The 23,528-nt window shown below is 74.8% G+C and carries 23 protein-coding genes; 17 read left to right on the top strand and 6 right to left on the bottom strand.

What is annotated here, in order from left to right:
* The 3 genes from IE271_RS23330 to glgB all read left to right on the top strand — a co-directional run.
* The coding region (locus IE271_RS23330) for an alpha-glucosidase C-terminal domain-containing protein (protein WP_190192354.1) at nt 1–129 on the top strand (129 nt) is incomplete at its 5' end.
* Nucleotides 130–157: 28 nt separating this feature from the next.
* The gene (locus IE271_RS23325; RefSeq protein WP_190192353.1) at nt 158–1,528 is read left to right on the top strand and encodes a maltokinase N-terminal cap-like domain-containing protein; all 1,371 of its coding nucleotides are present in this window, start codon (nt 158–160) and stop codon (nt 1,526–1,528) included.
* A gap of 125 nt (nt 1,529–1,653) precedes the next feature.
* Complete coding sequence (gene glgB, locus IE271_RS23320; RefSeq protein WP_373308815.1) at nt 1,654–3,894, top strand: 1,4-alpha-glucan branching enzyme; 2,241 nt, start codon at nt 1,654–1,656, stop codon at nt 3,892–3,894.
* Between the two features lie 22 nt (nt 3,895–3,916).
* Here glgB and IE271_RS23315 read toward each other — a convergent pair whose 3' ends face one another.
* Nucleotides 3,917–5,263, bottom strand: a complete 1,347-nt coding sequence (locus IE271_RS23315) for an MFS transporter (RefSeq protein WP_229919504.1) — start codon at nt 5,261–5,263, stop codon at nt 3,917–3,919.
* 293 nt (nt 5,264–5,556) lie between these two features.
* Here IE271_RS23315 and IE271_RS23310 point away from each other — a divergent pair, with 293 nt between their 5' ends.
* From IE271_RS23310 to IE271_RS23295, 4 genes are all read left to right on the top strand, one after another.
* The gene (locus tag IE271_RS23310) at nt 5,557–7,233 is read left to right on the top strand and encodes an NAD(P)/FAD-dependent oxidoreductase (RefSeq protein ID WP_190192350.1); all 1,677 of its coding nucleotides are present in this window, start codon (nt 5,557–5,559) and stop codon (nt 7,231–7,233) included.
* Entirely contained in the window at nt 7,230–8,681 is a 1,452-nt protein-coding gene (locus IE271_RS23305) for an ATP-binding protein (RefSeq protein WP_190192349.1), read from the top strand. Before IE271_RS23310 ends, IE271_RS23305 begins: the two co-directional genes overlap by 4 nt.
* Entirely contained in the window at nt 8,678–9,028 is a 351-nt protein-coding gene (locus IE271_RS23300; protein WP_190192348.1) for a UBP-type zinc finger domain-containing protein, read from the top strand. The genes IE271_RS23305 and IE271_RS23300 overlap by 4 nt, the downstream gene beginning before the upstream one ends.
* A gap of 68 nt (nt 9,029–9,096) precedes the next feature.
* Nucleotides 9,097–10,065, top strand: coding sequence for a D-2-hydroxyacid dehydrogenase family protein (locus IE271_RS23295; RefSeq protein ID WP_190192347.1), 969 nt, complete (start codon nt 9,097–9,099; stop codon nt 10,063–10,065).
* Here the strand turns inward: IE271_RS23295 and IE271_RS23290 are convergent.
* Together IE271_RS23290 and IE271_RS23285 are read right to left on the bottom strand one after the other, a co-directional pair.
* Nucleotides 10,042–11,022 carry a peptidoglycan-binding domain-containing protein gene (locus IE271_RS23290; RefSeq protein WP_229919503.1) on the bottom strand — a complete coding sequence of 327 codons (981 nt, stop codon included), beginning with the start codon at nt 11,020–11,022 and terminating at the stop codon, nt 10,042–10,044. The two genes, IE271_RS23295 and IE271_RS23290, sit on opposite strands and share 24 nt — an antisense overlap.
* A gap of 157 nt (nt 11,023–11,179) precedes the next feature.
* Nucleotides 11,180–11,695, bottom strand: a complete 516-nt coding sequence (locus IE271_RS23285; RefSeq protein WP_229919502.1) for a VOC family protein — start codon at nt 11,693–11,695, stop codon at nt 11,180–11,182.
* Nucleotides 11,696–12,109: 414 nt separating this feature from the next.
* Here IE271_RS23285 and IE271_RS23280 point away from each other — a divergent pair, with 414 nt between their 5' ends.
* From IE271_RS23280 to IE271_RS23265, 4 genes are all read left to right on the top strand, one after another.
* Nucleotides 12,110–12,709: a hypothetical protein gene (locus IE271_RS23280; RefSeq protein WP_190192345.1), complete on the top strand. Its 600-nt coding sequence runs from the start codon at nt 12,110–12,112 to the stop codon at nt 12,707–12,709.
* On the top strand, nt 12,696–13,523 hold the full coding sequence (locus IE271_RS23275) for a class F sortase (RefSeq protein ID WP_190192344.1): 828 nt from the start codon (nt 12,696–12,698) through the stop codon (nt 13,521–13,523). Before IE271_RS23280 ends, IE271_RS23275 begins: the two co-directional genes overlap by 14 nt.
* Before the next feature lie 141 nt (nt 13,524–13,664).
* Complete coding sequence (locus IE271_RS23270) at nt 13,665–15,080, top strand: S1 family peptidase (protein ID WP_190192343.1); 1,416 nt, start codon at nt 13,665–13,667, stop codon at nt 15,078–15,080.
* A gap of 94 nt (nt 15,081–15,174) precedes the next feature.
* Nucleotides 15,175–16,377, top strand: a complete 1,203-nt coding sequence (locus IE271_RS23265) for a damage-control phosphatase ARMT1 family protein (RefSeq protein WP_190192342.1) — start codon at nt 15,175–15,177, stop codon at nt 16,375–16,377.
* A gap of 207 nt (nt 16,378–16,584) precedes the next feature.
* On the opposite strand, the gene IE271_RS23260 is transcribed toward IE271_RS23265, so the two are convergent.
* A complete protein-coding gene (locus IE271_RS23260) occupies nt 16,585–16,779 on the bottom strand; it encodes an antitoxin (protein ID WP_190192341.1) in 195 nt (64 codons plus the stop codon).
* Between the two features lie 120 nt (nt 16,780–16,899).
* Nucleotides 16,900–17,610, bottom strand: a complete 711-nt coding sequence (locus IE271_RS23255) for a ribonuclease H family protein (RefSeq protein ID WP_190192340.1) — start codon at nt 17,608–17,610, stop codon at nt 16,900–16,902.
* Between the two features lie 154 nt (nt 17,611–17,764).
* On the opposite strand from IE271_RS23255, the gene IE271_RS23250 reads away from it, so the two are divergent.
* The 6 genes from IE271_RS23250 (at nt 17,765) to IE271_RS23225 (ending at nt 22,842) form a co-directional block, all read left to right on the top strand.
* Entirely contained in the window at nt 17,765–19,228 is a 1,464-nt protein-coding gene (locus IE271_RS23250) for a serine hydrolase domain-containing protein (protein WP_190192339.1), read from the top strand.
* Between the two features lie 78 nt (nt 19,229–19,306).
* Nucleotides 19,307–20,230 carry a MurR/RpiR family transcriptional regulator gene (locus tag IE271_RS23245; RefSeq protein ID WP_190192365.1) on the top strand — a complete coding sequence of 308 codons (924 nt, stop codon included), beginning with the start codon at nt 19,307–19,309 and terminating at the stop codon, nt 20,228–20,230.
* Nucleotides 20,231–20,438: 208 nt separating this feature from the next.
* On the top strand, nt 20,439–20,825 hold the full coding sequence (locus tag IE271_RS23240; protein ID WP_190192338.1) for a hypothetical protein: 387 nt from the start codon (nt 20,439–20,441) through the stop codon (nt 20,823–20,825).
* A 78-nt stretch (nt 20,826–20,903) separates the two neighbouring features.
* The gene (locus IE271_RS23235) at nt 20,904–21,644 is read left to right on the top strand and encodes a TetR family transcriptional regulator (protein ID WP_190192337.1); all 741 of its coding nucleotides are present in this window, start codon (nt 20,904–20,906) and stop codon (nt 21,642–21,644) included.
* 158 nt (nt 21,645–21,802) lie between these two features.
* Complete coding sequence (locus IE271_RS23230) at nt 21,803–22,204, top strand: Zn-ribbon domain-containing OB-fold protein (protein ID WP_373308814.1); 402 nt, start codon at nt 21,803–21,805, stop codon at nt 22,202–22,204.
* 131 nt (nt 22,205–22,335) lie between these two features.
* Nucleotides 22,336–22,842: a mycothiol transferase gene (locus tag IE271_RS23225; RefSeq protein ID WP_190192336.1), complete on the top strand. Its 507-nt coding sequence runs from the start codon at nt 22,336–22,338 to the stop codon at nt 22,840–22,842.
* Nucleotides 22,843–23,092: 250 nt separating this feature from the next.
* Here the strand turns inward: IE271_RS23225 and IE271_RS23220 are convergent, their stop codons facing one another.
* On the bottom strand, nt 23,093–23,380 hold the full coding sequence (locus IE271_RS23220; protein WP_190192335.1) for a hypothetical protein: 288 nt from the start codon (nt 23,378–23,380) through the stop codon (nt 23,093–23,095).
* Between the last annotated feature and the right edge of the window lie 148 nt (nt 23,381–23,528).

The raw sequence follows: 23,528 nt of genomic DNA, 5'->3' as shown, positions 1-23,528 counted from the left end.
GTCGAACTCATCGGCGGCGTCCGCTTCCCCGCCATCGGCGAACTCCCCTACCTGCTCACCCTCGCCGGCCACGGCTTCTACTGGTTCCGCCTCCGCACCGGCCCCTCCCCCTCCACCTGGCAGCTCTGACGGTGTGCCACTGAAAGGACACGCTGCAATGGCCAACACTGCGCTCACCCGTCCGAGCGGCCTCAACGCCGCCTCGCTGCTGTCCTCCCTCGGCGGACCGCTGCGCGAGTGGCTGCCCCGGCAGCGCTGGTTCGCGGGCAAGGGCCGCCCCGTCACGAACCTGTCCCTGCTGTCGGCGACCGAGCTGTACCCGGGCTGCCTGCACCTGCTGGTCCACACGGAGCGCGCCCGGCTGCCCGCCCGCGGCCCCTCCGGCATGCCGGCGACCGGCGACTGCTACCAGCTGTTCGTCGGTCTGGAGGAGACGCTGCCCGCACACCTCGGCCACGCCCTCATCGGCCGCGCCGACGAGGGCCCGTGGGCGGGCGCAGTGCTCTACGACGCCCTGCAGGACCGGCGCACCACCGGACTGCTCCTGGAGCGGCTGCGCAGACCGGGCGCCGCGGGACCGCTCCGCTTCGAGTGCGACACCAGGTCCTCGATCCCCGCCGGGCTCACCCCGCGCCTGCTGGACGCCGAGCAGTCCAACTCCTCGGTCGTGTACGGCGACGCGTACATCCTCAAGATCTTCCGGCGGGTCCAGGCCGGCATGAACCCGGACCTGGAGGTGCCCTGGGCGCTCTCCCGGCAGGGCTGCACCCGCGTGCCCGCCCCGGTCGCCTGGTACGGGACCTCGCAGCCGCAGGACGTGACGCTCGGCGTGCTCCAGCCCTTCGTGCAGGGCGCCGCCGACGGCTGGACCCTGGCGCTGCAGTCGCTCACCGCGGGGCGCGACTTCGCCGAGGAGGCGTACGAGCTGGGCCGGGCCACCGCCGAGGTGCACCTCTCGCTGGCCGAGGCATTCCCCCGCGACACCCCCGGCCGGAGCGAGCACGAGCGGCTGGCGAAGGCCATGGACGAGCGCCTCGACGCCACGGCGCGCACCGTGCCGCAACTCGCCCCGTACGTGCCCGGGCTGCGGGCCGCCTTCGCGGGGCTCGCCGCGCGGGGCGCGACCCGCCCCGTGCAGCGCATCCACGGCGACCTGCACCTCGGCCAGGTGCTGCGGGCCGGCGACCGGTGGCTCGTGATCGACTTCGAGGGCGAGCCGGCCCGCCCGCTGAAGGAGCGGCGGCGGCCCCAGTCCCCGGTCCGCGACGTGGCGGGCATGCTGCGGTCCTTCGACTACGCCGCCCGCGCCCGCCGCCCGTGGCGCCCCGAGTGGGCGCGCCGCTGCCGTGACGCCTACTGCGCCGGGTACGCCGCCCAGGCGGGCTGGGACCCGCGCGACGAGCCGGAGCCGCTGCGCGCGTACGAGACCGACCGGGCCGTGTACGAGGCGCTGTACGAGGCCAAGCACCGCCCCGGCTGGCTGCCCGTCCCCCTGGCCGCGCTCGCCCGGCTGGCCGCGCGCCGATGAGCCTCCTCGCACGGCTCCTGCCGCTCCTGATGGTCTTCCGTTCCACCTCACCCGAAAAGGCCGCGCCCGTGACAGTCCGCGACATCGACCTCCCCGTCCTCCTGCCGGAGGAGACCGTGACCGACCTGGAGACGGGGCCGTTCGGCACGGCACCCGGTCCCGGGGCACAGCCGCCCGCCCCGGAGCCCGCCGGGCCGGCCGCCGCCCTGGACCCGGCGGACCGCGAGCGGCTGCTCTCGGGCGCCCACCACGACCCGCACGCGCTGCTCGGCGCGCACCCGGTCGCGGGCGGTGTCGTGTTCCGGGCGCTGCGCCCGCTCGCGGAGGCCGTCGCGGTGTCGGTGGACGGGACGCGCGCCGCCCTCGACGACCTGGGCGACGGCCTCTTCGGCGCGGTGCTGCCGCTGGACGGGGTGCCGCGGGAGTACACCCTGCTGGTGACCTACCAGGGCGTCGAGCACGAGGCCGAGGACCCGTACCGCTTCCTGCCCGCGCTCGGCGACTTCGACCTGCACCTGATCACCGAGGGCCGGCACGAGCAGCTGTGGAAGGCCCTGGGCGCCGAGCCGATGGAGCACCAAGGAGTCACCGGCACCCGCTTCACGGTGTGGGCGCCCAACGCCCGCGGCGTGCGCGTGGTGGGCGGCTTCAACTGCTGGAACGGCACCGGCCACCCGATGCGCTCGCTCGGCTCCTCCGGCGTGTGGGAGCTGTTCCTGCCCGCCGTCGGCGAGGGTGAGCTGTACAAGTTCGAGATCACCCGGCCCGACGGCGGCAGGAACGTGCGCGCGGACCCGATGGCCCGCCGGACCGAGGTCCCGCCCGCCACGGCGTCGATCGTGCACGCCTCGCACCACGAGTGGGGCGACGCGGAGTGGATGGAGCGCCGGCCCCGGCGGCAGGTCCACACGGCGCCGTTCTCCGTCTACGAGGTGCACCTGCCGTCCTGGCGGCCGGGCCTGAGCTACCGGGAGCTGGCCGAGGAACTCCCCCGCTACGTCCGCGACCTGGGCTTCACACACGTGGAGCTGATGCCGGTGGCCGAGCACCCCTTCGGCGGCTCCTGGGGCTACCAGATCACCGGCTTCTACGCGCCCACCTCGCGCATGGGCACGCCCGACGACTTCAAGCACCTCATCGACGCGCTGCACCGGGCCGGCATCGGCGTGATCATGGACTGGGTGCCGGCGCACTTCCCGCGCGACGACTGGGCGCTCGCCGAGTTCGACGGCCGCCCACTGTACGAGCACGGCGATCCGGACCGGGCCGCGCACCCGGACTGGGGCACCCTGGAGTTCGACTACGGCCGCCGCGAGGTGCGCAACTTCCTCGTGGCCAACGCGACGTACTGGTGCGAGGAGTTCCACATCGACGGCCTGCGCGTGGACGCCGTCGCCTCCATGCTCTACCTCGACTACTCGCGCGAGGAGGGGCGGTGGACCCCGAACGTGCACGGCGGGCGCGAGGACCTGGCCGCGGTGGCGTTCCTGCAGGAGATGAACGCCACCGTCTACCGCCGCAACCCCGGCGTCGTCACGATCGCCGAGGAGTCCACGGCCTGGGACGGTGTGACCCGCCCGACCTCCGACGGCGGCCTCGGCTTCGGCCTGAAGTGGAACATGGGCTGGATGCACGACTCGCTGGTGTACATGTCCAAGGACCCGGTCCACCGCAAGTACCACCACAACGAGATGACGTTCTCGATGGTGTACGCCTACAGCGAGAACTACGTGCTGCCGATCTCCCACGACGAGGTCGTGCACGGCAAGCAGGCCCTGGTGTCCAAGATGCCCGGCGACTGGTGGCAGCAGCGCGCCAGCCACCGGGCCTACCTCGGCTACATGTGGGCCCACCCCGGCAAGCAGCTGCTCTTCATGGGCCAGGAGTTCGCCCAGGGCGCCGAGTGGTCGGAGGCCCACGGCCCGGACTGGTGGCTGCTCGACCCCGCCTACGGGGCCGAGCACGACCACCGCGGCGTGCGCGACCTGGTGCGCGACCTGAACCGGCTGTACCGCGAGGTGCCCGCGCTGTGGCAGCGCGACTGCGACCCCGGCGGCTTCGCCTGGGTGGTGGGCGACGCGTGGGAGGACAACGTCTTCGCGTTCCTGCGCTACGACGAGGAGGGCCGGCCGCTGCTCGCCGTCTCCAACTTCTCCCCCGTGGTCCGGCACGAGTACCGGATCGGCGTCCCCGACGACGTGCCCGCCTGGCGCGAGGTGCTCAACACCGACGCCCTCCGCTACGGCGGCAGCGACGTCGGCAACCCGGGCCCGGTCCATCCGGACTACCCCGGCGCGCACGGCCGCCCGGCGAGCGTCGTGCTGACCGTGCCGCCGCTCGCGACGGTGTGGCTGCGGCCCGCCTGAGACCGCCGCGGCGGTCCGGGCGTCAGATGCGGTAGCGGCGCAGGGCCGGCGTCACGGCGGCCAGGGCGAGGGTCCCGAGGACGACCAGCAGGCCGCCGCCCGCGACGGCGGCCCGGGCGCCGAAGGCCGAGCCGGCCGTGCCGTGCAGCACGTCGGCCAGCCGCGGCCCGCCCGCCACCACCACGGTGAAGACGCCCTGCATCCGGCCGCGCATCTCGTCCGTCGCGGCCGACAGCAGGATGGCGCCGCGGAACACCATCGACACCATGTCGGCGACGCCGGCCGCCGCGAGGAACGCCACCGCGATCCACAGGTTCGTGCTCAGGCCGAAGCCCGCCACGGCGACGCCCCAGGCCGCGACCGCGCCGAGGACCATGAGCCCGTGGTGCCGGGCGCGGGAGAAGGTGCCGGAGAAGAGCCCGCCCAGTACGGCGCCGATCGGGATGGCCGCGAACAGCAGGCCGAGGGCGAGACCCTCCCCGTACGGGGCGAAGGTCTGTGCCGCCAGCTCCGGGAACAGGGCGCGCGGCATGCCGAACACCATCGCGATGATGTCGGCGAGGAACGACAGCAGCAGCACCTTGTGCAGGGCGATGTAGCGGAAGCCCTCCGCGACCTGCCGCCAGCCCGCGCGCCGCTTGTCGTCCGCGGCGGTGAGCGGCGGCAGGGGCGGGAGCTTGTGGACGGCCCACACGGTGACGCACAGGGCGAGCGCGTCGATCAGGTAGAGCTCGGACAGGCCGATCAGCGGGATCAGCGCGCCGGCGAGCAGCGGCCCGGCGACCAGTCCCGTCTGCATGACGGTCGAGCCGAGGGCGTTGGCGGCGGGCAGCTCGTCCGCCGGGACCAGCCGGGCGATGGAGGCGCTGCGGGCCGGCGAGTTCAGGCCGAAGAACGCCTGCTGCAGCGCGAGCAGCGCCATCAGCACCCAGACCGAGTCGAGGTCGGTGACGGCCTGGAGGAAGAAGAGCAGCGAGGTGACCGCGATGCCGACGTTGGTGATCAGCAGCAGTCTGCGGCGGTCCATGCTGTCGGCGATCGCGCCGCCCCACAGCGCGAAGACCACGAGCGGGAGCAGTCCGGCGAGGCTGGCGTAGCCCACCCACGCCGAGGAGCCCGTGATGTCGTAGATCTGCTTGGGCACGGCGACGGCGGTGAGCTGGCTGCCGACGGCCGTGACGATGGTGGAGGACCACAGGCGCCGGTAGGCGGGGCGCCGCAGCGGCCGGGTGTCCATGGCCCACCGCCGCCACCCGCGCCGCTCGGGCCCGTCCCCCTTCCCGGGGGCGTCCGGCGCTCCGTCGCGCCCGGCGGCCGTGCCCCCCACCGGTTCCGTACTGTTGTCCGCACTGCTCGGGCTCGTGTCCACGGTCTTCCTGGTTGCTCGATACATCTTTCGGTCCAGGATTCACCATGCCGGACGGCGGGGCGGGCGATGGTGAGGGCCGCCACATCCGGACCGCGCCGGGACTCCCGTGCCCGTACGAACCTTTTACCTCGCCTTTCCCCTTCGATGGGGCACGGGAACAGAACCGGTTCTCCGGCCGGCACCCCGCGCACGGCGCCGCCGTCGAACATACGATGGGCCTGCATGCAGGAGCGCGCGACACCGCGGTCGTGCCGTGCGGGTACGGGCGACTCGCCCGGGGTGGGGGGAGAACGATGACACAGGCTGCCGAGGCGGCGCGGACCGTCATCCTGACGGTGGACGACGATCCGGGGGTCTCCCGTGCCGTCGCCCGTGATCTGCGGCGGCGCTACGGCGGGTCGTACCGCGTCGTGCGGGCGGAGTCGGGCGAGTCGGCCCTCGAGGCGCTGCGCGAGCTGAAGCTGCGCGGGGACCAGGTGGCGGTGATCCTGGCGGACTACCGGATGCCGAGGATGAACGGCATCGAGTTCCTGGAGCAGGCCATCGACGTGTACCCGTCGGCGCGGCGCGTGCTGCTCACCGCGTACGCCGACACCAACGCGGCCATCGACGCGATCAACGTCGTCGACCTGGACCACTACCTGCTCAAGCCGTGGGACCCGCCCGAGGAGAAGCTGTACCCGGTCCTGGACGACCTGCTCGACGCCTGGCGGGCCGCCGACCACCGCTGCGTGCCGCTGACGAAGGTGGTCGGGCACCGCTGGTCGGCGCGGTCCTCCGAGGTACGGGAGTTCCTGGCCCGCAACCAGGTGCCCTACCGCTGGTACTCGTCGGACGAGCCCGAGGGCCGGCGTCTGCTCGCCGCCGCCGGACAGGACGGCGAGCGGCTGCCGCTGGTGGTCACTGCGGACGGCACGGCCCTCGTCGAACCGGCGGACGCGGAGCTGGCCGCGCGGGTGGGCCTGGCCACGACGCCGGCCGCCGACTTCTACGACCTCGTGGTCGTCGGCGGCGGACCGGCGGGCCTGGGCGCGGCCGTGTACGGCGCGTCCGAGGGGCTGCGCACGGTGCTCGTGGAGCGCTCCGCGACCGGCGGGCAGGCCGGGCAGAGCTCCCGCATCGAGAACTACCTGGGCTTCCCGGACGGGGTGTCCGGGGCGCAGCTCACCGACCGGGCCCGGCGGCAGGCGGCGAAGTTCGGCGCCGAGATGCTGACCGCCCGCGAGGTGACCGGCCTGGAGGTCAACGGCGCCGCCCGCACGGTCCGCTTCGCCGACGGCTCCGCGGTCGCCGCGCACGCCGTCCTCCTGGCGACCGGGGTGTCGTACCGGCAGCTGGACGCGCCCGGCGTGGCGGAGCTGACCGGCTGCGGCGTCTTCTACGGCTCGGCGCTGACCGAGGCGCCCGCCTGCCAGGGCCACGACGTGTACATCGTGGGCGGCGCGAACTCCGCCGGGCAGGCCGCCATGTTCCTGGCCCGCGGCGCCAAGTCCGTCACCCTGCTCGTGCGCGGCCCGTCCCTGTCTGCGTCGATGTCGCACTACCTGATCCAGCAGATCGAGCACGCGCCCAACATCTCGGTGCGCACCCGCACGGTCGTGGAGGCGGCGCACGGCTCGGGCCACCTGGAGCAGCTCACGCTGCGCGACGTGGACTCCGGGCACACCGAACTCGTCGACGCGCAGTGGATGTTCGTGTTCATCGGCGCGGCCCCGCCGACCGACTGGCTGGACGGCACGGTCCTGCGGGACGAGCGCGGGTTCGTCAAGGCCGGTCCCGACCTGACCGAGGACGGGCGGCCGCCCGCCGGCTGGGAGCTGGACCGGCCGCCGTACCACCTGGAGACCAGCGTCCCCGGGGTGTTCGTCGCGGGCGACGCGCGCGCGGAGTCCGCCAAGCGCGTCGCCTCCGCCGTAGGAGAGGGAGCCATGGCCGTCATGCTGGTCCACCGCTACCTGGAGCAGTCGTGAGCGGGGGCCCGCCGCCCTGCGACCCGGCGGAGCTGGGCACGCTGTTCCTCTTCGAGAAGCTGGACGCCGACCAGCTGGCGCGGCTGTGCCGCGAGGGCCGCATCGAGACCTACGAGCCCGGACCCGTGTACGCGGAGGGCGACCCCGCCACCTGCTTCTACGTCCTGCTGAAGGGCACCGTCGTGCTCTCCAGCAGGGTCGGCGGCGACGACGTGGAGGTCAGCCGCACCTCCGAGCGGGGCGTGTACGCGGGCGCCTTCCAGTCCTACCTGGGCGACCAGGTGCGGCAGGTCTACACGAGCTCCATGCGGGTCACCGAGCCGTCGCGGTTCTTCGTGCTGTCGGCCGAGACCTTCGCCGCCGTGATGCACGAGTGGTTCCCGATGGCCGTCCACCTGCTGGAGGGGCTCTTCTTCGGCACGAAGAACACCCAGCGGGCCGTCGGCCAGCGCGAGCGGCTGCTGGCGCTCGGCTCGCTGTCCGCGGGGCTCACCCACGAGCTGAACAACCCGGCCGCGGCGGCCGTGCGCGCCACCTCCGCGCTGCGCGAGCGCGTCGCCGGCATGCGGCACAAGCTCGGCGTCATCGCCGCGGGCCCCTACGCCCGCGACACCCTGGAGACGCTCGTCGGGATCCAGGAGCGCACCGCCGAGCAGGTCTCCAAGGCGCCCGCGCTGACCCCGCTGGAGGCCTCCGACCGCGAGGACGCGCTCGCCGACTGGCTCGACGACCACGGCATCGCGGACGGCTGGCAGCTCGCGCCCACCTTCGTGCAGGCCGGCCTCGACGCCGACTGGCTCGACCGGGTCGCGGCCGCCGTCGACGAGCAGACCCTGGAGGGCGCCGTCCGCTGGCTCACCTACACGGTCGAGACCGAACTCCTCATGAACGAGATCGAGGACTCCACCACCCGCATCTCGCACCTCGTGGACGCCGCGAAGCAGTACTCGCAGCTGGACCGCGCCCCGTACCGCGTCGCCGACGTGCACGAACTCCTCGACAGCACCCTGCTGATGCTCTCCGGGAAGATCGGCCCGGACGTCACCGTCGTCAAGGACTACGACCGTGCGCTGCCGCCCGTCCCGGCCTACCCCGGCGAGCTGAACCAGGTGTGGACGAACCTGATCGACAACGCGGTCGCCGCGATGCGCGGCACCGGCGGGCCCGGCACGCTCACCGTGCGCACGGCCCGCGACCACGACCACCTCCTCGTGGAGTTCCGCGACACCGGCCCCGGCGTGCCCGAGGAGATCCGCGACCGCATCTTCGACCCGTTCTTCACCACCAAGCCGGTCGGTGAGGGGACGGGGCTCGGCCTGGACATCTCGTGGCGCATCGTCGTGAACAAGCACCACGGCACCCTGCGGGTCCACTCCGTCCCCGGCGACACCCGCTTCCAGGTCCTCCTTCCGCTCACCGCCCCCGACACCGCACAGGAGCAGTCATGACCGACCTCACCGGAATCGATCCGAGCGTCCCGCCCAGCGGCGCGGGCTGCGTGGAGTGCGACGCGGCCGGCGGCTGGTGGTTCCACCTGCGCCGGTGCGCCCGGTGCGGACACATCGGCTGCTGCGACGACTCCCCCTCCAAGCACGCCACCGCCCACTTCCGCGCCACCGGCCACCCGGTCATCCGCAGCTACGAGCCGGGCGAGGGCTGGTTCTGGAACTTCGAGACGTCCGAGCTGTACGAGTCGGGCCCCGAGCTCGCCCCGCCGGTCAGCCACCCCGCCGACCAGCCCGCCCCGGGCCCCGCCGGCCGTGTGCCGGAGAACTGGGCGGACACCCTGCGCTGAGCGCCTCCGCCCCTCGCCCGCCCCCGCCCTCCGAACACCGCCGAGACACCCCGAACGGAACCCCGGAGATGACATCCACGCGGCTGCGCTGCGCCGTGCTCGACGACTTCCAGAACGCCGCGGCGCAGGCGGCCGACTGGTCCCCCGTCGCCGACCGGGTGGAGGTCGTGGCCTTCGCCGACCACCTCACCGACGAGGACGCGCTGGCCGCACGCCTCGCGGACTTCGACATCGTCGTCACCCTGCGCGAGCGCGTGCCCTTCCCGGCCTCGCTGATCGAGCGGCTGCCGCGGCTGAAGCTGCTGATCGCCTCCGGGATGCGCAACAGCGTGATCGACTACGCGGCCGCCGCGAAGGGTGGCGTCACCGTGTGCGGCACCGGCAGCTCGCCGGTGCCGCCCGTCGAGCTGACCTGGGCGCTGCTGCTGGGCCTGGCCCGGAACCTCGTGGAGGAGAACGGGGCCCTGCGCGCCGGCGGCCCCTGGCAGAGCAGCGTCGGCACCGATCTGCACGGCCGCCGGCTCGGCGTGCTCGGCCTCGGCCGGATCGGCGGCGCGGTGGCCCGCATCGGCCTCGCCTTCGGCATGGAGGTGACGGCCTGGAGCCAGAACCTCACGGCGGAGCGCGCCGACGGGATCGGCGCCGCGCTCGCCCCCTCCCTCGACGACCTGCTGGCGACCAGCGACTTCGTCACGGTCCACCTGGCGCTGAGCGACCGCACCCGCGGTCTCGTCGGCGCCCGCGAACTCGCCCTGCTCAAGCCGACGGCCTACCTCGTGAACACCTCCCGCGCCGCGATCGTCGACCAGGACGCCCTGCTCGCCGCCCTGCGCGAGGGGCGCATCGCCGGCGCCGGGGTGGACGTGTTCGACGTCGAGCCGCTGCCCGCCGGCCATCCGGTGCGCACGGCCCCGCGCCTGCTGGCCACCCCGCACCTCGGCTACGTCACGCGCGACAACTACGCGACGTACTACGGGCAGGCGGTCGAGGACATCCAGGCGTACCTGGCCGGTTCACCGGTGCGGCTGCTGGGCTGAGCGGCGGGCGGCGTCCGGCCGCTCCCGCGCACCGGCGTACGGCAGGCCCGTCGCCGTGGCCGCCGCCCCGGGGACCGGGACCGTCCGGGACTCCAGGGCGAGGCGCGTGTCGTCGCCGTACACCCCGGCCTCGTCGCCCCGGACGCCGTACCAGAGCTGGAAGCGGGCCACGGCGGCGGTGAGCGCCGCGTCGTACGTGCCCGAGACGGAGCCTCCCCGGTACACCTCGGGGATGTTCAGCAGCCGCTCCTGCAACTCCCTGACCGGCGCCCCGCTGTCCCCCTGCCGGAGCGTGCCGGCGCCGTCCGGGTCCGGGACGGCCGCTCCGGACGCGGTGGCCGACGGCGCGGGGACGGCCGGTGCCCGCCCGTGCGCGGCGTCGGCGGGCTGACCGCGCACGAGCAGCAGGGCGAGGCCGAAGCCCGCCACGACGGCCGCCGCGAGGGCGATCCCGACGGCCGTGCGCCGGAACCACGGAGGGTGTGCCTCCGCTCCCGCGTGCGCCCGCGGTCCCGCGCGTCCCGTCCGTCTCGCGTGCCCGGACGGTCTCTGGCGGCCGGCCCCGCGCGGCGGCTCCGCGAGCGAGCGCAGCAGCCGGCCGAACCCGGCGGCTTCCGGCCACCTTGTGGAGCGGCGCGACCGGCGCGACCGGCGGCCGGGCGCGACGCCCGCGGACGGCCACGCCTCCGCCCGCCCGACGACGACGTGCGGCGACGGCCCCGCCCCGGCGACGGCCGGCGCCGTCTCCTCGGTGTCCTCGTCGGCGTCGTCGGCGTCGTCGGGCGGCGCCGGGGGGATGCGGACCACCTCGTAGTGCTCGTCCGCGCCCCGCTCCCGCGCCTCCCCGCCGCGCCGCAGCAGGTCCGCCAGCGTCTCCCGGCGGCGGGGACGCAGGACGTGGGTGGGTTCGAGCGCGGGTCGCCGGGTCGGCTCCGCGGGTTCGGACGGTGTCGGCACGCTGCTCTCCCTCCGTGCACCGGCGGCCACTGATACGCACGAACGGAGCCGGAGGTTCAGCATGCGGCGGGCGGCCGCGGGCCCGGCGCCGTTCCGCGCGCCGGGCGCGGAACCCGGCGCACGGAGCCGGGGCGAGGCGGGCGGGGCCGCGGCGCGCTCAGTTCACGACGGTCCCGTACATCTCTCCCAGCGGGTCCGCGATCAGTTCGACGCGTACGCCGTCGGGGTCGCGGAAGTAGACCGATGTGCCGCTCTCCTCCTGGTAATCGACGCCCGCCGCGGCCAGCTTGTCGCGCAGCCGCCGCCAGGTCTCCGGCTCGACGGAGATGGCCAGGTGGTGCAGTCCGCCGAGGACCTCCGCGTACGGGCCGAGGTCGAGGCCGGGGAAGTCGAAGAAGGCGAGCAGGTTGCCGTTGCCGAGGTCGAAGAAGAAGTGGGTGGAGCCCTCGTAGTCGCGGTTCCCGATCATCTCGGTGAGCGGGAACTCCAGGAGGTCCTGGTAGAAGCGCACGGTCCGCTCGACGTCCGAGGAGAGCAGCGCCACGTGGTGCAGGCCGCGGGCCGAGCTCGCGGGCCGCTCCTGGGCCAGATGGGTGTCGCGGATCCGGGCGCGCTCCGCCTCGATCGCGGTCAGGTCCACAGTGGGCTCCTCCATGACTGGGTGTCCGGGCATGACTGGGTGTTCGGGTACGGGACGGCCGGAAACCGCCGACGGCCGCGGAGAGTCGCCCGAAAGCAGTTCGACGTTCAATCAGTCGCCACTCTAGACACCTCCTCCGCCCGGTCAAGTCGGCGCGAAGGGCACGTACCGGAACAGGCCGCAGGTCCGCCCCGGAGCCGCCCGGACGGGTCACACCGGCACGGCGCGCCGACCGCGCGGAGGACCTCCGGCACCCCGCCCCGGGGCGGTCGCCCCCTGCCCCCTCCCGGCCCCGGGATCCGGCCCGGCCGGGCGCCGGGACTGGGCCGATCGGGCGGTTTCTGACGTGTCATCAGCGTTGTGCCGCATCGTCCCGCCGCGAATGTGACAGAAAGTCAGTCGCACGACAGATTTGTACGACAATCGCACTTCTCGGAGGAACCCCGCATGCCTGCCTTCCCCCTCTCCGGCCCCCGCCCCGCCCGCACGGGCGCGGCCGCCCTCGCGGCGGTCACCGTCGCCGCCGGCGGCGTCCTGCTCGCCGCTCCGTCCGCCCTCGCCGCGCCCGGGGACAACGGCGACGTCAAGGTCCACCAGCCGAACACGCCCACCGGCGACCTGCGGGACGAGCCGAAGGTCTGCGAGTTCTACCTCGACGCCACCAACTTCGACACGGTGCCGACGCTCAGCTGGACCATCGAGCCGCAGCCCAAGAGCACGAGCACCTCGACGCTGACCGGCACCCTCACGCTCCAGGAGGGCACCGGCCGCACCCCGGCCCAGTCGCTGCCCGACGGGCAGTACAAGCTGAGCTGGACCGTCCCGGGCAACCCGACCGCGAACAAGCAGAAGGTCTTCAAGGTCGAGTGCGCGAAGACCAACGCCGCGCCGGAGCCCGGCCCGAGCGGCGGCGTCGCCGCGGGCGGCGGCGGCCTGGCCGAGCCGAGCGTCTCCCAGGTCGGCGCGGCGGCCGCCGTGGGCCTGGTCGGCGTGTCGGGCTTCGCCTACGTCCGGATGCTGCACCGCCGCACCGATGGCGCCGCGTAGGGGCCGCAGGAGGCCCTGGTTCCGGACGCGCGCCTTCCGCCTGGCGAGGACGGTCGTCCTGGCGTACGTGCTGGTGGCGGGGGTCGTCTGGTGGTGCCAGGACGACGGGCGGCCGGCCGACGCGGCGGTCGCCGGTGCGGCGGGGTCCGGCCTGGCGGGGGCCGGGGACGCGAAGGCGTCCCCGGCTCCGGCCCGGTCCCGGGAGGCCGGCCGCACGCCCGCCCCGCGCCGGACCGCGTCCGCCCCGCCGAGCCCGCCCGCCGGCCGGGCGGCGCCGCGGCCGCCCGCCCCCCGCGCTCCGTCCGCCACGCCCCGTCCGGCCCGCCCCTCGCCGAGTCCCCCGGCGCCCCGGACGCTGCCACGTTCCCCGGCAGCGACGCTGAGCATCCCCTACCTGGGGCTGAAGGCGCCGGTCATGGGCCTGAAGCTGAACCGGAACCGGGAGCTCGCCACCCCGCCGCTGGACAGGCCCGAGCTGGTCGGCTGGTACGAGGACGGCCCCTCGCCCGGGGAGCCGGGCACCGCCGTGGTGGTCGGGCACCTGGACACCAAGCGCGGGCCCGCCGTGTTCGCCGGCCTCGGCTCGCTCACCCCGGGCCGGCTGATCGAGGCCCGGCGGGCGGACGGACGGACCGCCGTCTACACCGTGGACGCCGTGGAGACGTACGAGAAGGACGCCTTCCCGAACACCAAGGTGTACGGCCCGCGGAACCGGCCCGAACTGCGGCTGATCACCTGTGGCGGCTCCTACGACCACAAGACCGGCTACGACAGCAACACCGTGGTCTTCGCCCATCTGACCCGCACCGTGTGAGACGCACGGTGCGGGTCGCACCGCGTGCCGGGGCCCGCGGTGAACCGGACGGCCCGGCGGCACGTACTGGAGGGGGGCTCCCGGCTCGCGGGGCGCCCGTACTGGTGACGCCGGTTCGGCACGGTCGCACGGGAGCCATGGATGAGGCACGCACGACGGAACGTTCAGCGCATCGCCCGGCTGGCCGCCCTCGGCGGCCTGCTGTGCGGCGGTCTGATGGTGTCGTACGCCGCGGCGGACGAGGGCGGCGACGGTCCGGCCGCGGCGGGCGGCACCGCGCACGCCGCCGCCACGGGCGCCCGCCTGGTCGCCGAGCTGGGCCCGTCGCGCACGGCGGGCAGCTGGATCGGGGACGACGGGCGCCCGGTCGTCGCGGTGACCGACGAGGCGGCGGCGGACGCGGTGGAGCGGGCGGGCGCCCGCCCGAAGAGCGTCCGGTACACCCTGCGGGAGCTGAGGTCGGCCACGGCCGAACTGGGTGACGCGCCCCGGGTGTCCGGCACGGCCTGGGCGGTGGACTACGCGGCCAACCAGGTCGTCGTCCGCGCGGACAGCACCGTGTCCGCCGCCGAGTGGACGCGCCTCGCGGAGGTCGCCGACGGCATCGGCGCGACCGTGCGCATGGAGCGCGTCGAGGGCGCCTTCACCCCCCGGCTGAACGGCGCCGAGCCCATGTTCGCGGGCACCGGCCGCTGTTCGGCCGGGTTCAACGTGACCGACGGGCGGTCCGAGTTCGTCCTCACGGCCGGGCACTGCGGGCCGGTGGGCACGGACTGGTTCACCGGCCGGGACGCGCGGCAGCGGCTCGGGGAGACGGTCTCCGGTTCGTTCCCCGGCGACGACTACTCCCTGGTGCGCTACGCGCCCGGCACGGACCCCGGGCAGGCCGGCGTGGTGGCGGTCGGCGGCGGGCGCGGGGTGCGCGTCACGGGCACCGGCGCCGCCGCGGTGGGCCAGCGGGTGTTCCGCAGCGGCAGCACCACCGGCCTGCGCTCCGGCGAGGTGACCGGTGTGAACGCGACGGTGAACTACCCCCAGGGCACCGTCAGCGGGCTGATCGAGACCACGGTGTGCGCCGAACCGGGCGACAGCGGCGGCCCGTTGCTCGCCGGGGGCCTCGCGCTGGGCGTCACCTCGGGCGGCAACGGGGACTGCGACGAGGGCGGCACGACGTTCTTCCAGCCGATCGGCGAGGCCCTGGACGCGCTGGGGGTGACCCTGCTGGTGGACGAGGCCCCGGACGGGCGGGCGGCCACGCCCTCCGCCCGGGACGACGGCGCGGGCGCCGCTCCCCCGGCGGACCCCCCGGCCGCCCCCACGGACCCGGCCGCCGCGCCCGGCGCCATGGGCCCGGCGGACGCGCCGCCCGCGGGGGCCGGGGCGGCGCCCGGTGCGGCGGCGGAACCGTCGCTGCTGCGCCGCGTCTCCGACGTGCGCACCCTGGGCCCTGGCCTGTTCGTCGTCGCGGGGAGCCTGCTCGCCCTGGTGGCCCTGCGCATCCGCTCGGAACGGGGCCGCCGGCGCTACCGCAGCGAGTACGCGCGCACCTGGGGCTGACGCACCCGCGATCCCCGGGGCGGCGGGCCCGGGACGCCGCGGGCCGCGCCGCCCGGGACGCCGCGTCCCGCCCCCCAGGGCTTTACTGGGACCCATGACACCTTCCTCCCCCGCCACCGGAACGGCCGCCTCCCCGGCCGAGGACCGCGCCCCCGTCGTCGTCGGCACCCCCGGCTCGTTCGCCCGGAGCGTGCTGGACGAGCGGCACCCGGCCCTCCTGGAGCGCGTACGGCGGGCGACCCCGTACCCGCCGGAGCTGCGGGCCGCCCTCGACGGTCTCCTGGAGGAGGTCACCGAGGGAGTGATCGAGCCCCTGGACGGCACCGAGCCGGGCGCCGGGCCGTGGCTCGCGTGGGGCGGGGGGCACTACGGGCGGCCCTGGTCCGAGGTGCCGTTCCTGTGGGCGGAGAGCTTCTTCTACCGCAAGCTCCTCGCCGCCCTGCGCTACTTCCGCCCCGGCCCGTGGCAGGGCGTGGACCCCTTCGCGCCGATGAAGGCCGCCGAACTCGCGGGCGGCGGCGTGGACTCCGAGTTCGCCGCGCTCGACCGGCTCCCCGGCGACCCGCCGGAGCGGGACCGCGCCCTGCTGCACGCGGCGCTCTGGGGCAACCGGGCCGACCTGGGGTTCCGGCTCTCGGCGGGCGGCACGGGACCGGGCGAGCGCGCCACCGGGCTCGTCGCGGACGACTCGGCCCGGCTCTGGGCGGTCCTGGAGGCGTCGGCGCCCGGCACGGTCTGCCTCGTCGCCGACAACGCGGGCCCCGAGCTGCTGCCCGACCTGGTCCTCGCCGACCACCTGCTGGCCACGGGACGGGCGGCGGCGGTCGTCCTGCACCTCAAGGCGTACCCGTACTACGTCTCGGACGCCGTCACCGCCGACGTCCTGGCCTGCCTGGCCCGTACGGCGGCGGCGTCCGGGCGGGCCGCGGAGACCGGCGAGCGGCTCCGGCGGGCCCTCGCGGACGGCCGGCTGGAGCTGCGCGCGCACCCTTTCTCCTGCGCCCCCTTCGGCTACGACCGCATGCCGGGCGACCTCGCCGCCGACTTCGCGTCGGCCACCTTGACGATCATGAAGGGCGACCTCAACTACCGCCGTCTGGTGGGCGACCGGCACTGGCCGGCGGAGACGCCCTTCGCCGAGGCCACCGCGTACTTCCCCGGTCCGGTCGCCGCCCTGCGCACGCTCAAGTCGGACGTCGTGACCGGCCTGGAGGCGCCGGCGGTCGAGCGTCTGGAGGCGTCCGAGCCCGGCTGGCGCACCAGCGGCCGGCACGCCCTGGTCCAGGTGTCGGCCTGAGGAACCGTCCGGCGGTGCGGGCGCGGCCCTCCGCCCGGTGCCCGGACGGCACGGCGACGGCCCCCGGTCACAGGGGCGGGGTCCGGCCCGCGCGGGAGGACTCCGCCCCCGCACGCGCACGGGCCGGCCCCCGGTGCGGGAGCCGGCCCGTGCCCGGCGGAAGCGGGTCCCTCTGCCGGGATGCGGCCGATGCGCCGGCGCCGGCGTTCAGGTGCGCGGCGGCCCGTCCTGCCCCTGTCCGCCGCCGAACTCGTCCCTCATCCGGTCCTGGGCCGTGTCGACGTGCTGGGCGTACTTGCCCTGGGTCCTCCGGTCGACGTAGTCGCCGGCCTTGTCGATGCCCTTGTCCGTCTGGCTCTCGTGGCCTTTGAGCATCTGCTTGAGCTTGTCCATCATGGACATGAGCAGTCCTCCTCGTCGGCTCGCTCCCCCGCACCCATCCAGGGTCCTCTCCGGGGGCGGGTTCCGCATCCCGAGCGGCCCGGATCCCGACGTACCGCGTCCGACGTGCGAGAACGACGGCTACACGGCCACCTCGGACCGGCACTCGGGGTGGCCCCAGCCGTCCGGGTTCTTCGCGATGGTCTCGCCGGCGGCGTAGGAGCGTCCGCAGCGGCAGCGGCCCGGGAACTTGGCCTTCAGCGTGCGGCCGGAGGAGCCCGAGGAGCGCCCGCGCGAGGACGCCGCCCCGGACGTGCCCTTCGGCGCCGGCTTCCTGGCGGCGGGCACGGACGAGGCCGGCGGCTCCGGGGAGCCCTGCTCGCTGCCCGCGGCGCGCTGCTCGGACGCGGCCTGGCTGGCGGCCCGGTCGGCGAAGTCGTTGAGCCGGTCGCCGTCGACCTGGTGGGCGGGCACGTAGCGGAACTCCACCGAGCGGCCCTGCAGCAGCTCGTCGATCCGCACGACCAGCTCCTGGTTGGCCACGGGCTTGCCCGCCGCCGTCTTCCAGCCCTTGCGCTTCCAGCCCGGCAGCCAGGTGGTGACGGCCTTCATCGCGTACTGGGAGTCCATCCGGATCTCCAGCGGGACGTCGGCGGCCACGGCGGTCAGCAGCCGCTCCAGCGCGGTCAGCTCCGCCACGTTGTTGGTCGCCGTGCCCAGCGGGCCCGCCTCCCACCGGTCGGGGGCTCCCTCCTGGTCGGCGACGACCCAGGCCCAGCCCGCGGGCCCGGGGTTTCCCTTCGACGCCCCGTCACACGCGGCGACAACACGATCTGCCATAGGCACGATCATGCCAGCCCCCGGCACCTCCTCCGGCCGTGGGGGGCGGGCGCCCGCGACCGCCCGGCAGGGGGGCGGCCGGTCCGTGGACATACCCGCCGCCCCGCAGGAAAGATGACCATTACACAGAGTGCCGCCGTCCCCACGCCACCGGAGGAGAGCCTCGATGAGTGCCCGTCCGCTGCCCCTCAGCCCGCCCGCCGCGCAGGGCGTCGACGCACGCGGCGTCCACGCGTTCCTGGACGCCGTGGAGGCCGCGCCGGACATCGAGCCGCACAGCCTGATGATCCTGCGCCACGGTCACCTCGTCGCCTCCGGCTGGTGGGCCCCGTACACCCCGGAGCGGCGGCAGCTGCTGTACTCGCTGAGCAAGAGCTTCACCTCCGCGGCGGCCGGCCTCGCCGTCGCCGAGGGGCTGCTGGACCTGGACGCCCCGGTGGTCTCCTACTTCCCCGAGTTCGAGGCCGACGTCACCGACCCGCGCAGCCGCGCCATGCGCGTGCGGCACGTGGCGTCGATGGCCAGCGGCCACGTGGCGGAGACCCTGGAGCGGGCGCTGCGCCTGGACCGGAACGAGATCGTGCGCGGCTTCCTGCTGCTGCCCCCGGAGCGCGACCCGGGCACCGTCTTCGCCTACAACCAGCCCGCCACCCACACGCTCGCCGCGATCGTGCAGCGCGTCACCGGGCAGAGCCTGACCGCGTACCTGCGGCCGCGGCTGCTGGACCCGCTGGGCATCGGCGAGGTGGCCTGGCAGCAGTTCCCGCCCGGCCGCGACCTGGGCTTCAGCGGGCTGCACGCGACGACCGACGCGATCGCCCGGCTCGGCCTGCTCCACCTCCAGGGCGGCGTGTGGGACGGCGAACGGCTGCTGCCCGCCGCGTGGATCGCGGAGGCGACGCGCGCGCACGTCCCCACCTCGGACGGGACGGACGTGAAGACCGACTGGCAGCAGGGGTACGGCTTCCAGTTCTGGATGTCGCGGCACGGCTACCGGGGCGACGGCGCGTACGGGCAGTTCTGCGTCGTCCTGCCCGAGTACGACGCGGTGATCGCGACGACGGCCGCCACCGAGCAGATGCAGCTGCTCCTGGACGCGGTGTGGGACCTGCTGCTGCCCGCCTTCGGACCGGTCCCGCTGGAGGGCCGCGAGGAGGAGGACGCGGCACTCGGCGAGCGCCTGGCCGGGCTGCGCCTCGCGCCCGCCGTCGGCGCGGCCGAACCGCCCGCCGACCGCGCGGACGCCTGGTCGGGCACCGGCTTCGTGCCGAGGGGCGGGGTGTGCGAGGACCAGCCGACGCTCACCGGGATCACGGTGGTGCCGCCCTCCGACGGCGGCGGCTGGGGCGTCGCGCTCGACGACAAGGACGTACGGCTCGGCCTGCGCCTCGGCGGCGCGAAGTGGACGACCGACGAGGGGACGGCCGGCCCGGACGCGCCGCCCACCGCCGTGAGCGGCGGCTGGACCGGACCGGACACCCTCGCCTTCGACGTCGTCTTCCTGGAGACGCCGCACCGCCTCGCCCTGACCTGCTCGCTGCGGGACCGCACCTTCACCGCGCGCTGGCGCACGGCGCCGCTGCGCCGGGGTCCCCTGCGCTCCCTGCGCGCACCCCGTACGCAGGGCTGACGGCCCGTCCGCCGCCGCGGCGGACCCGGTCGCCGGTGCGTTATGTTGAACGCGGCCGGGTCACGAAGGAGGCGCATGGTGCCATCGCCGCAGCAGGCGCGCGCACAGGCGTCCGCGATCACCTCGGGCGGGCCGGCCCCGGCCGCGGAGCCCTCCCCCACGTCGGCCCTGCGGGCGCTGTTCGACGGCCCCCGGCTCTCCCCCGGGCAGCGCCGCATCGCCCAGTACCTCATCGAGAACGTCGCCGAGGCGGCGTTCCTGTCGATCACCGACCTCGCCGAGCGCGTCGGCGTCAGCCAGCCCTCGGTCACCCGGTTCGCGACGGCGGTCGGCTTCAGCGGCTACCCGGCGCTGCGGGAGCGGCTCCAGGCGCTCGCGCTCAGCGCCCGGTCCGGCGCGCCCGAGGCGTCCGGCGTGCCCCGCCCCAACGAACTGCAGGCGGCCGTCGACGCGGAGATCGAGAACCTGGAGAACCTGCGGCGCGACTTCGCCGACCCCGCCCGGGTGGTGGAGGTCGGCCGCGCGCTGTCGCGGTCGAGTCCGCTGACCGTCCTCGGCCTGCGCATCTCGGTGTCCCTCGCCGAGTACTTCGCGTACGCCGCCCGCCGCATCCACCCCGACGTGCGCCTCGTGACCCGCGGCGGCAGCGTCGCGTACGACGCGCTGCTGCAGTCCCGGGAGGCCGGCGGCACCTGGGTGCTGGCCTTCGCGATGCCTCGGCACGCGCAGGAGTCGCTCACGGCCATGCGGGTCGCGCGCCACGCCGGCCTGCGCGTGGCGCTGGTGACCGATCTGGCGCTGGGCCCGCTGGCCGACGAGGCGGACGTGGTCTTCGCCACCGGGACCGGCTCCCGCCTGGTCTTCGACTCCTACGCGGCCCCGGTCCTGATGTCCGCGGCGCTGCTGCAGGCCATGACGGACGCCGACCCCGAGCGCACCCACGCCCGCCTGGAGGAGTACGAACAGGTGGCGGAGCAGCACGCGTTCTTCCTCAAGGACTGAGGACCGGCGCGGACGCGGGAAGGGCGGACAGGGAGACGCCCCTTTCCCGAATACGGGGCCGCCTTTTGACGACGTGTGATTCAAAAGCCCCCGGACATGAATTTTTTCATTCACTTGCGCATTGGATCGTATATCTGAATACTGCCTGCTGATCGGGGTTCCACGGGTCCCCGGTCGCCCCGGGAACAGCTCCTCGGAAGCGATGATCATGGCACTGACGACGTACTCACCGATCGACTCGGACTGGCCCTGCCAGGTCAGGACGCCCGGCAGCCGTGACTGGGAGCGATCGGCGTCGAAGTGGCTGCGCGAGCTGGTGCCCGCCCGCTACGGCAGCTACCCCCTGCTCGTCCGGCAGCCCGTGCTGCTGGCCCGGCACGCCCAGATCCAGCTCCAGCACGAGATCCGCGTCGTGCGCACCGCGCTGCACACCGCCCGGGCCGAACTGCCCGCCACCGGCATGCCGGAGTCGGTCATCGAGCACACCATCAAGATGTACGCCGCCGAGCTCGCCCAGCTCCACCACATCGCGCGCGGCGTACGGGTCGTCATGCGGGCGCTGCTGGACGAGGGCTCCGCCCGGCACGGCCACTGAGCCCGCACGGCTCCGGCACCCGGTTCCCTCCCCCGCGCACCGAGTGCCACCGCTCGGGGTGAATGCTAGGTTCCCCGCATGAGCGAGGCACCCCGCCGCGGCCGGGCGGACGACGCGACGACTTCGAAGCCGCCGATCCGGGACGCCCTCGTCGCGGCGGCGTTCCGGCTGTTCGTGGAGCGGGGCTACGAACACACCACCGTGGACGACATCGTGGCGCTGGCCGGCGTCGGACGGCGCTCCTTCTTCCGGTACTTCCCGTCGAAGGAGGACGTGGTCTTCCCCGACCACGAGCGCTGCCTGGCGGAGATGACCGCCTTCCTGGCGCACGGCGGCGACGCGGACGACCCGGTGGCGCGCGTGTGCGACGCCGCACGCCTCGTGCTGCGCATGTACGCCGAGAACACCGCCTTCTCGGTGCAGCGCTACCGGCTGACCCGCCGGGTGCCGGGCCTGCGCGCGTACGAGCTCTCCGTGGTGTGGCGGTACGAGCGGGCCCTCGCCGGCTATCTGCGCGACCGGTTCGCGGGACGGCCCGACGGGGCGCTGCGGGCCGACGTGATCGCCGCGGCGGTGGTCGCCGCGCACAACAACGCCCTGCGCTCCTGGCTGCGCGCGGACGGCGAGGGCGACGCGGCCGCCCAGGTGGACCACGCGCTCGCGCACGTCAAACGGACCTTCGGCGACGGCACCGGTCCCCGGCCCGCCGCGGCCGGCGGCGACGAGCGGGACGACGACGTGGTGGTCGTCGTCTCGCGGCGCGGCGCGCCGCTGTGGCGGGTGGTCCAGGAGATCGAGTCCACGCTGGGACGCGACTGACCCCGGGAGCCGCGACCGCTCTCCCATCGAGGGGTACTGAGTGCCTTTACGGGTGACACTGCGTGCCATACATTGGAATCCGCGCGTCACCGGTGCCCGCGGTTCCGCGGCCGCGTGCGCGCGCTTCGGCTGCCGGCCCGGCACAGGGAGATGACATCGTGTTCCACAGAGGAAACGGGATCACCGCGGGTGTGCTCGACGCGGAGGAGCCGCCGCGGGAGACCGAACCGGCTCTCTACTACCAGCGCTGCCGGTGGTGCGGGACGACCATGTTCCACCGGCTGCTCTGCCCCGTCTGCTCGGGCAGCGACCTGCGTCTGGAGCGCAGCGAGGGCACGGGCATGGTGCGCCACGCCACCGTCGTGCAGCGCAACACCCCCGCCGCGCGCAACGTCTCCCTCGTGGAGATGGCCGAGGGCTTCGTCGTGCGGGGCCGCGTGCTCGGCCCGCTCGTGGCGATCCGCCCCGGGGACCGCGTACGGCTGACCACGGCGCAGGACCCGGTGCGCCGCGAGCCGGTCTTCCAGCTCTGCGAGGATCCGTACCCCTCCTGGTCGTAGACCGGGCCGCGGGCGGTCCGGGCGGTTCCGCGGAGGACGGGCGGCCCGTCACGGCATGGCGTGCGGCGCATGGAAGCCGTTCCCGGGGAAACTGGCGAACGACAACCGTTCGCGCAGACCGCGGAGGACACATGCGCTCCCAGGACGTTCTCGTCGAGGCGTACGGCCGCATCAAGGAAGAGGTGCACGCGGTCGTCGACGGCCTCACCGCCGACGACCTCAACGCCCGCGTCGGCGGCGGGGCGAACAGCATCAGCTGGCTTGTCTGGCACCTGACCCGGGTCCAGGACGACCACGTCGCCGACGCCTTCGGCCTCGACCAGGTGTGGCCCGCCCAGGGCTGGGCGGACCGCTTCAAACTGGACCTGCCGCACGAGGACACGGGGTACGGGCACTCGTCCGAGCAGGTCGGCAAGGTGCGCGTGGACTCCGGCGACCTGCTCCTCGGCTACTACGACGCCGTGCACGACCAGACGCTCGCCTGTCTGCACGGCGTCGGCGACGCGGCGCTCGACCGCGTCGTCGACGAGAACTGGGACCCGCCCGTCACGCTGGGCGTCCGCCTGGCCAGCGTCCTGTCGGACGACCTCCAGCACGTGGGCCAGGCCGCGTTCGTGCGGGGGCTGGTGACCGGCTGAGGCGCGCCCGGCCCCCGGACGGCCGGGAGCCGGGCGCGCGTCCCGGAGGACGGGGCCTGGTGCCGTGACCGGGGAGGTTCACCGGCTCACGACGCCCGGCACGGCACTCCCCCTGGCTCTTCGAGCAGGGGGACCCCCACGCCGCGTTGCCGGAGCCACCCGGGTACGCCCGGTACGAGGACGGTCCTCCGCCTCGCGGCGCACCGCACCGGACGCCGCGAGCCCACAGCAGACCTCTCCGGTCACGGCACTAGATCGGCAGGAGGTTGAAGACCGGGGCCACGGGAGCCACCAGCTGCTCCAGCTGATTGAGGTTGTTCAGCTGCTGGAGACCGGTGAGCTGGTCGGTGACGGTGGGGACCGCGCTCTGCTGCTCGGCGGGCAGACCGGCGCGGGTGACCGCGTTGAGCGTGTCGTCGGCGTCGATCGGGCCCATGCCGCCGATGGCCGGAACGGCGGCGCTCGCGGTCGGCACGGCGAGGACCGTGAGTCCGGCGGCGAGACCGACGGCGGCGGCGATGCGTCGTGTTGAGATCATGCTTTCGTCAACGGCGCGGACCGCCCGCGGACACGGCCGCCCCCCGCCCCTCACCCGGGAGGCGCATCGTCCCGGCCGCGCGGGCCGGTGCGGCCGGGGCGGACAGGCCCGTAAGTGCCAAGCTCCGTACGCCCGTTCGCACCCGCGG

Origin of the sequence: Streptomyces minutiscleroticus (assembly GCF_014650875.1) — a bacterium.
Taxonomy (GTDB): domain Bacteria; phylum Actinomycetota; class Actinomycetes; order Streptomycetales; family Streptomycetaceae; genus Streptomyces; species Streptomyces minutiscleroticus.
The sequence above is the reverse complement of the archived record's forward strand: the minus strand, read 5'-3'. Positions and strand labels throughout refer to the sequence as shown.